This is a genomic window from Dolichospermum planctonicum (assembly GCF_005402965.1).
GTDB lineage: Bacteria > Cyanobacteriota > Cyanobacteriia > Cyanobacteriales > Nostocaceae > Dolichospermum > Dolichospermum planctonicum.
In genome coordinates, this window is record NZ_BJCF01000017.1 from 70,316 (window position 1) to 78,895 (window position 8,580).

Annotated in this window: 7 protein-coding genes; 5 read left to right on the plus strand and 2 right to left on the minus strand. The window is 39.6% G+C overall.

Going from position 1 to position 8,580, the window contains the following annotated elements:
• Positions 1 to 95: 95 nt before the first annotated feature.
• Positions 96 to 2,807 carry a cyanophycin synthetase gene (gene cphA / locus FFO06_RS09675; protein WP_137907852.1) on the plus strand — a complete coding sequence of 904 codons (2,712 nt, stop codon included), beginning with the start codon at positions 96 to 98 and terminating at the stop codon, positions 2,805 to 2,807.
• A 179-nt stretch (positions 2,808 to 2,986) separates the two neighbouring features.
• Here cphA and FFO06_RS09680 read toward each other — a convergent pair whose 3' ends face one another.
• A complete protein-coding gene (locus tag FFO06_RS09680; RefSeq protein WP_137907862.1) occupies positions 2,987 to 4,381 on the minus strand; it encodes a serine/threonine protein kinase in 1,395 nt (464 codons plus the stop codon).
• A gap of 114 nt (positions 4,382 to 4,495) precedes the next feature.
• Between FFO06_RS09680 and cbiT the strand changes: the two genes are divergently transcribed.
• Entirely contained in the window at positions 4,496 to 5,098 is a 603-nt protein-coding gene (cbiT, locus tag FFO06_RS09685; RefSeq protein WP_137907853.1) for a precorrin-6Y C5,15-methyltransferase subunit CbiT, read from the plus strand.
• An 80-nt stretch (positions 5,099 to 5,178) separates the two neighbouring features.
• Positions 5,179 to 6,069, plus strand: a complete 891-nt coding sequence (locus FFO06_RS09690) for a phosphatidate cytidylyltransferase (protein WP_137907854.1) — start codon at positions 5,179 to 5,181, stop codon at positions 6,067 to 6,069.
• A 96-nt stretch (positions 6,070 to 6,165) separates the two neighbouring features.
• On the opposite strand, the gene FFO06_RS09695 is transcribed toward FFO06_RS09690, so the two are convergent.
• A complete protein-coding gene (locus FFO06_RS09695; protein WP_306420211.1) occupies positions 6,166 to 6,819 on the minus strand; it encodes an LmeA family phospholipid-binding protein in 654 nt (217 codons plus the stop codon).
• Between the two features lie 292 nt (positions 6,820 to 7,111).
• Here FFO06_RS09695 and FFO06_RS09700 point away from each other — a divergent pair, with 292 nt between their 5' ends.
• Positions 7,112 to 7,885, plus strand: coding sequence for a pseudouridine synthase (locus FFO06_RS09700; RefSeq protein ID WP_137907856.1), 774 nt, complete (start codon positions 7,112 to 7,114; stop codon positions 7,883 to 7,885).
• 16 nt (positions 7,886 to 7,901) lie between these two features.
• Positions 7,902 to 8,540 (plus strand): helix-turn-helix domain-containing protein, encoded by a 639-nt coding sequence (locus FFO06_RS22560; RefSeq protein ID WP_137907857.1) that lies wholly within the window; start codon positions 7,902 to 7,904, stop codon positions 8,538 to 8,540.
• Positions 8,541 to 8,580: the final 40 nt, after the last annotated feature.

The window sequence follows — 8,580 nt, forward strand, 5'->3', positions numbered from 1 at the left end:
ATCTCACCAGAAAAACTGTTCAAAATGAACAGTTTAGCGGTCAATTCCAGTCAGAAACTAGAATTTTGGTTCCGAATCTCCATCTACCTATTCCCATGAGAATCCTCAAGATCCAGACCTTACGCGGCCCAAACTACTGGAGCATTAGACGGCACAAGCTGATCGTTACGCGCCTCGACTTAGAGAATATTGCCGAAACTCCCTCCAATGAAATAACTGACTTTTATGAAGGATTAGTAGAGGCTCTGCCAAGTTTAGAGGGTCACTATTGTTCCCCCGGCTGTCGTGGTGGTTTTCTAATGCGGGTGCGAGAAGGCACTATGATGGGTCATATAGTGGAACACGTAGCCTTGGAACTCCAGGAATTGGCGGGAATGCACGTAGGTTTCGGTCGCACCCGTGAAACTGCCACACCTGGGATTTACCAGGTAGTGATTGAGTACCTAAATGAAGAAGCGGGTCGTTACGCAGCACGGGCAGCAGTAAGGCTATGTCAAAGCATTATTGACCGAGGCCGTTATCCGAAAGCCGAATTAGAGCAAGATATCCAAGACTTAAAAGACTTTTGGCGCGATGCAACTCTTGGACCTTCAACAGAAGCCATTATTAAAGAAGCTGAGAAAAAAGGCATTCCCTGGATGCCTTTACCAGCAAGGTTTCTCATTCAGTTGGGCTATGGTATCCATCAAAAACGGATTCAGGCCACAATGACCAATAACACAGGCATTCTCGGTGTAGAATTAGCTTGTGATAAAGAAGCCACTAAACGTATTCTCTATGCCAATGGTATACCAGTTCCTAGAGGTACAGTCATCAATTTCTTTGACGATTTGGAAGAAGCTATTGAATATGTTGGCGGTTATCCAATCGTTATTAAGCCTTTAGATGGCAATCATGGCCGTGGTATCACCATTGATATCAGAAACTGGAAAGACGCAGAAGCAGCCTACGAAATGGCTAGACAAGTTTCTAACTCAATCATTGTCGAGCGATATTATCTTGGCCGCGACCATAGGGTATTAGTAGTAAATGGCAAAGTAGTCGCTGTAGCAGAAAGAATCCCCGCCCATGTCGTGGGTAATGGCAAGTCTACTATTCTAGAACTAATTGAAGAAACTAACCAAGATCCTAAGCGCGGTGAAGGTCATGATAATGTCCTCACTAAGATTGAACTAGACCGTAGTAGCTATCAGCTACTAGAAAGACAAGGTTATACTATCAATAGTGTGCCTCCATCAGGAGCAATTTGTTATCTACGGGCAACGGCAAATCTAAGCACAGGTGGTAGTGCTGTAGACCGTACGGACGAAATTCACCCAGAAAACGTTTGGTTAGCACAACGGGTAGTCAGAATCATCGGTTTAGATGTTGCTGGTATAGATATTGTCACTTCTGATATTAGCCGTCCTTTGAGAGAATTAGATGGTGTGATTGTCGAAGTTAATGCCGCTCCTGGTTTCCGAATGCACGTCGCCCCCAGCGTGGGTATACCCCGCAATGTCGCTGGTGCTGTGATTAATATGCTATTCCCCAATGATCAAGCCAGCCGTGTTCCCATTCTCTCAGTAACCGGGACAAATGGCAAAACCACTACTACCCGCCTATTGGCACACATTTATAAGCAAACAGGTAAGGTGGTTGGTTATACGACCACAGACGGTACTTATATCGGTGATTTCTTGGTAGAATCAGGGGATAATACTGGTCCTCAAAGCGCCCATGTCATCCTCCAAGATCCTACTGTAGAGGTGGCGGTATTAGAATCTGCTCGTGGTGGTATTCTCCGCTCTGGACTCGGTTTTGATAATGCTAATGTGGGTGTAGTATTAAATGTATCTGCGGATCATCTGGGTATCGGTGATATAGATACTATAGAGCAATTAGCCCATCTTAAAAGCGTAGTTGCTGAAGCTGTATTCCCTGATGGTTATACTGTACTCAATGCTGATGATCCACGGGTTGCGGCTATGGCAGAAAAAACTAAGGCCAATGTTGCTTATTTTACCATGAATCCCGATTCAGAACTGGTGCGAAAGCATATCCAAAAGGGAGGAGTAGCCGCAGTCTATGAACATGATTATCTGTCAATTGTTAAAGGTGATTGGACACACCGCATTGAAAGAGCGGAAAATATCCCCTTGACAATGGGCGCAAGAGCGCCATTTATGATTGCTAATGCTTTAGCCGCAAGTTTGGCAGCTTTTGTCCAAGATGTCACAATTGAGCAAATTCGTGCTGGTTTGAGAAGTTTCCGCGCTTCTGTAAGTCAAACCCCAGGACGCATGAATTTGTTTAATTTGGGTAAATACCACGCTTTAGTTGATTATGCCCATAATGCGGCTAGTTATGAGGCTTTGGGTTCATTTGTTCGCAACTGGACAACAGGACAGCGTATTGGTGTGGTTGGAGGTCCTGGAGATCGCCGTGACGAAGATTTTGTGATGCTGGGTAAGTTATCGGCGGATATCTTTGACTATATTATTGTTAAGGAAGATGATGATACCAGAGGACGGCCACGGGGTTCAGCCTCGGATTTGATTACTAAGGGTATTAATGAGGTTAAGCCTAATAGTCGCTTTGAATCAATTCTAGACGAAACTAAAGCCATTAACAAAGCCTTAGATATGGCTGCCGATGGTAGTTTGGTGGTGATTTTACCAGAAAGTGTTAACCGGGCGATCAAGTTAATTAAGTTGCGTGGTGTGATAGATGATGAAATACCACTACAAAACTCAATTAGCAATGATTCCCAGACAAAACTTTCTGGGGGGGTAGCACCTTCCTCTGTGGTCAATACGCCGATTTAGTGAACTTGATCTTGTTTGTAAATTGCCCCCGGACTAATTTATAATTTCGGTCTGGGGGTTAATTTTAGCTATAATTCATGTTATTTACGTTTAATAATTAACCAACCTCAGCCGATAAATACAAAAGTGGCAATAATGCTGAAAATTAATCACGGTAGCATTTAGATGAGGCTTCAATACTATCTTACCTCAGAGAGTCCTATACCCAACCAATCACTTAATTCCATAGCTAACCATTCTAATTCTGCTTCAGATTTCAGAGTATCAAGATTAAACTCAAATTTTTTCACTCCCGCCCAAATTTCTAATTTTGCTGGTTGTAGGGTTCTATCTTCCGAATCTCCAGTAAAATGTTGTGGTGTATAAATCAGTTTATTAATACTTGCTCTAGAAGCTGAACGACGACGGATTTTCCATTTTCCTAACCAAGCATTAAAAGTAATTTGTTCTTTATCTATACGTACTTTCACGCTGCCAAATAAAGGGTATAATATGCCAGCATATATCATCGAAAAACCAGCACCCCAAAAAGGTAATGAAAACAAAGCAAAGGGAATATTGGCGGGAAAAGGAGCAGAAAGAGCGCCAATAGTCCAAACTAATATAAATAAATTCCAAAATGTGGCAAAACACCCTATAAATACCATCGAGGGTTTAAAGCCAGTAGGGGGGATGGTAATTTCTAAAAAATCTTCATTTTTTGTGATTTGAATTTCACTACCTGCTGGTTTACCAACAGCTAAAGCTGTAATTTCGGTATATTCTCCCTCTCCCTGTTCTAAAGCTATTAGCGCTTGAGTTGCAGAAGAGAAACGCTTTTCTAAACTCGGTTCTGTGATTTTTTGCAACCAATTAGTAAAATAGGGACTAATATTAGTAAATTGCTCAAACTCAATGCAAAAATCCTTTTGGGGTAAATCTGCTGGGTGAGTCCCCGTCACCAAATAAATTATTGTGCATCCTAAGCTATAAAGGTCAGAAGCGGGAACTGTGCGGCCTCCAAACTGTTCTTGTGGCATATAACCATAGGTTCCGACAATCGTTCTTGTCCCTCCTTCTGCTGCTAGAACAGTCTGAACTGAACCAAAATCTACTAAATAAACTGAACCGACGCTATTACCAGAACGTTCTCCTAATAAAATATTACTAGGCTTAATATCACGATGGATAACTGGTGGATTTAAGTTATGTAAATATATAAGAATTTCTAAAAGTGCTTTGGCAATTTCTTGGACTTCAACTTCTGTAAATTTTCTCCCAGTTTGTAAATATTGTTCTAGGGTTTGGGCTGGGATATAAGTCTGGACGAGGGCAAATCCTTTATATATAGGGGAATTAACCTCAAAATAGTCTAAGTAAGCTGGAATAAAAGGATGTGATAAAGATTTTAAAGTTTGGGCTTCCCTTTCAAATAATTTCAGATCATCCCATTCAAAATCACCACCAAAAGCAAGTAACTTGACAATTACCGATTTTCCAGTTACTACATCAGTAGCTAGGAAAGTGCTTCTACCAGCTTTTTTGCCTAACTGTTGTTGAATCTCGTAACGATTGGCTAATATTTCCCTATTCATGATCATTACAGTATCCTTGTGTCACTCATGAGCATAAATACCAAAATTATCTTACCCATTCCTGATTTTAATTTAATTGTTAATTTAATTGTTAATTTTAATTTTTAATTGCTTATGCCTTCCCCACTTTGGCCTTATATTACTCCAGGGATTCCCGATGAATTATTTGAGCATTTACCAGGTATTCCCCTCAGTCAGCGAGAATTAAGATTGTTGTTGATTTCTCAACTGCGACTACAAGCAGATTCAATATTGTGGGATATTGGTGCGGGAACGGGTACAATTCCTATAGAGGTGGGTTTATTGTGTCCCCAAGGACGGGTAATTGCAATTGAACGTGATGAGGATGTAGCTAACCTGATTAAACGCAATTGCGATCGCTTTGAAGTGAAAAACGTAGAAGTTATTGAAGGTAACGCCCCGGAATGTTTAAATCAAATCAAGTTACAACCTGATCGTATTTGCATTGAGGGGGGAAAAGCGATAAATGAAATTGTCCAAGCTGCATGGCAATATTTACCCACATCTGGACGAGTAGTGGCAACAGCTGCTAATCTAGAAAGTCTGTATGCTATTTCTCAAAGTTTTTCCCAATTGAGAGTGAGAAATATCGAAGTTGTCCAGTCAGGGGTGAACCGTTTGGAAACACGGGGTTATTCTCAAACTTTTGTAGCTGGAGATCCCATTTTTATTCTCAGTGGTGAGAAATTAGACTAAATTTGAATGAATTAAAACTTCTGCGGTTTTCGGTTTTGGATTCAATCCAAAATCTAAAATCCAAAATCCAAAATACTATTATGCCCTGGTCTCGAATTGTTAGTGGAATTATTGCGATTGTCATGGCGCTGTCTTCAACCTTATTAGGGGGGTGGTATTTCACCATAGCGATCGCTATTGTTGTATTTTTAGGTCAACAAGAATATTTTAACTTAGTGCGTTCTCGCGGCATTACACCAGCAGTAAAAACTACTATGTTTGTCAGTCAAGTTTTATTGGCAATTTGTACTCTTAATGCTAGTTTAGCTGATGCAATTATGCCCATAGCAGGAACACTGATTTGTTTTTATCTACTTTTTCAACCTAAACTAGCCACAATTGCCGATATTTCCGCTTCTATTATGGGTTTGTTTTATGTAGGTTATTTACCAAGTTACTGGGTACGCTTACGGGAAATTAATCATGATCTTACCAGCAATTTGCCTTTAGGTGGTTATTGGCCATCCCATTGGGAGGATATTGGACAAGGCAATTTTAGCGCCCTATCAACAGGTTTAACAACCACTATCCTCGCTTTTTTGTGTATTTGGGCTGCTGATATTGGTGCTTATATTATTGGTAAATTCTTCGGTAAAACTCGTTTATCGGATATTAGTCCCAGGAAAACCGTAGAAGGTGCAGTTTTTGGTATTGCTGCTAGTTTGGCCGTGGCTGTGACAGGTGCTTATTTTCTCCATTTTCCCTACTGGTTAATTACCGGTTTAACATTGGGTTTGATTATTGGTATTGCTAGTTTATTAGGTGATTTAACGGAATCGTTACTTAAACGTGATGCGGGTGTGAAAGATTCTGGACAATTAATCCCCGGACATGGTGGTATTTTAGATCGGACTGATAGTTATATTTTTACCGCTCCTTTAGTTTATTATTTTGTGACGTTGCTTTTGCCGCTTTTACAAACAACTCTATAATTCCTAATTTGCGGCTTAATTTGTGGCTTATTGTCACATATCAGTATGAAATCCTGAAAATCCTTAAGTCCTGGATATCCTGATTCAGGCAGATGCCTATGGGTTAATGTTAATGCGTCCATAACAAATCAGTTGTCCCGGTATCAGAGAGATTTCTTTAATATCAACATCTGTCCCCAGATTTATAATATCAGGAGCATATCCTTCTAGAATAACTTCTTCGTCGCTTTTGATCTCAACTTGTGTCAATTGCAGTTCTTGTCCGTTGAGTAGTTTTAAGTATAAATGAATATTAAAGAATGTTTCTTGCTTATCAGAAATAGTTATACCATGCAGGATCAATAACTGATTGTCAAGGGTAATTTTTCGCCAACTAAGGGACTTGAAATTTATTCCAGATTGTGGTATTAAGGTAATCAGTAAATCATTTATAGCCGTCAATAATAATGGAGATGAGAGGGAGTTATTAAGATCCTGTTCCTCAACTATTAGTTTACCAACAACAGGTACTATTTCTAATAATTGCAGCGGCTGTCCTCTCAATATTGATGAGACATTAAGTTGTATTTTTTCGGCATAAAGTTCGATTTCTGTGATATGAATTCCTCGATACACAGCTTTACTAGCAGAAATAGATACCCCAGGAATACAACCAGAAAAAAGTTGGCGATCGCTCGCTTTGATATGTACATCTAAACCCGATACTTGATTTAACTGGGTTCTTATCCATAACTTGATTGCTGAAGTCAAAACTTTTGTAATGAGCTTAAATTTGTTATTATCTGTATTTGGGGAACTTGTTTCTATCATTTTCCAGTAATTATATGTAAATATGTTTAGCTATTAAGTCAGGACTTACGCAACTGGCACATTAGCAAGGTGCATGACTACCGTCTACAATAGAATTTTAGTGTGACACTTGCGCAAGTGCTATAAGTATCTTAAATAGTTCTTAACTGTAATATAGGAGTTTTTTCACAAAAAAGTCAAAAAATCAGTAATATAATAGTATTCAATGAGAAATAAAAGTGACAATTAAAACATGGAGGAACGATTACAAAAAATTTTAGCTCAATGGGGCATTGCCTCCCGTCGTGAAAGTGAAGAAATGATTAGACAATCAAGGGTGCGTGTTAATGGCATATTGGCACATTTAGGTCAAAAAGTCGATCCCCAACGAGACAAAATCTTGATTGATGATCTACCAGTCCTGACGGAACAACGTCCATCTTTGATCTATTTATTGCTGCATAAACCAGCAGGATTTGTATCTACTTGCCATGACCCCCAAGGAAGACCAACTGTCCTGGATCTGCTACCCTCAGAATTAAGAGAGGGATTGGGTATTCACCCCGTTGGTCGTTTGGATGTAGACTCTACAGGAGCGTTAATCCTGACAAATGATGGGGAATTAACTTATGGACTTACCCATCCTAGTCATAGTATTTCTAAGAGCTATCGTGTTACTGTCCAAGGACATCCCCCCGCAGCAGTTATTCAAAGGTGGAGTCAGGGTGTAATTCTGGAAGGAAAAATCACCAGACCAGCCCGGGTGCGTTTAATTGAAACTTATATTAACCAAAGCTGTTTAGAAATTGTTTTACAGGAGGGAAGAAATCGGCAAATTCGTCGTGTAGCCGAACAGTTGGGATATCCAGTTATCAAGCTACATCGGACGGCCATAGGTTCAATTCAATTAAAGACGGCAATAACACCATTTTTGCAAGTTGGTGAATATCGTCATTTAACTCAAGACGAGATGATTTTTTTAAGCAAGCAGATAAATCGCACACCCATAAAGACAAAGCTGAGTTAAGGAGTAAAGGAAAAACATGAAATGGTTCAGAAAGAAGGATGAACAGCCAATCAAACCTTCTATCAAGCAACATCAAAGTGAAAAGTTGATACAGCTTGGCTCTCAACTGGCTTCCCTACGTCAGGAAAAGAATTTAACTCTTGATGAGTTAGTCCTCTTCACCAGAATTCCTCGACGACTTTTGCAAGCCATTGAAGAAGGTAATTTAAGCGACCTACCAGAACCAATTTATATTCAAGGTTTAATTAGGCAGTTTGCAGATGCTTTAGGAATTAAGGGGAGGGAATTTGCCAGTCATTTCCCGATTGGTTATCAACCAGTGGCTTTTAAATCCACTTGGAAAAACCAAAACATTGCTCAATTCCGTCCTATACATCTTTACCTGTTTTACATTGTTTTGATTTTCTGCTCTGTTAACAGTTTATCTCATTTATTAAATAATGCCACATTGCAGTCCAATAATCGCCAAATTCAATCAAAGACAGCACAGCCATTAACAGAACAAGAAACATCTTCTAATAAACAGCCCAGTAGTAAACAGGATCAGTCTGTACAAGTTGGTGTTACCTTAAAACCCACATTCCGCACCCCAAACTGTCACAGAGGTAAATTACGTAGAGAAAAAATTAAAGAGAGCATCAAAACAAACATATAAAGTGAAAAAAGGCATTTGAGAAACAGTAAATCACCAAAAA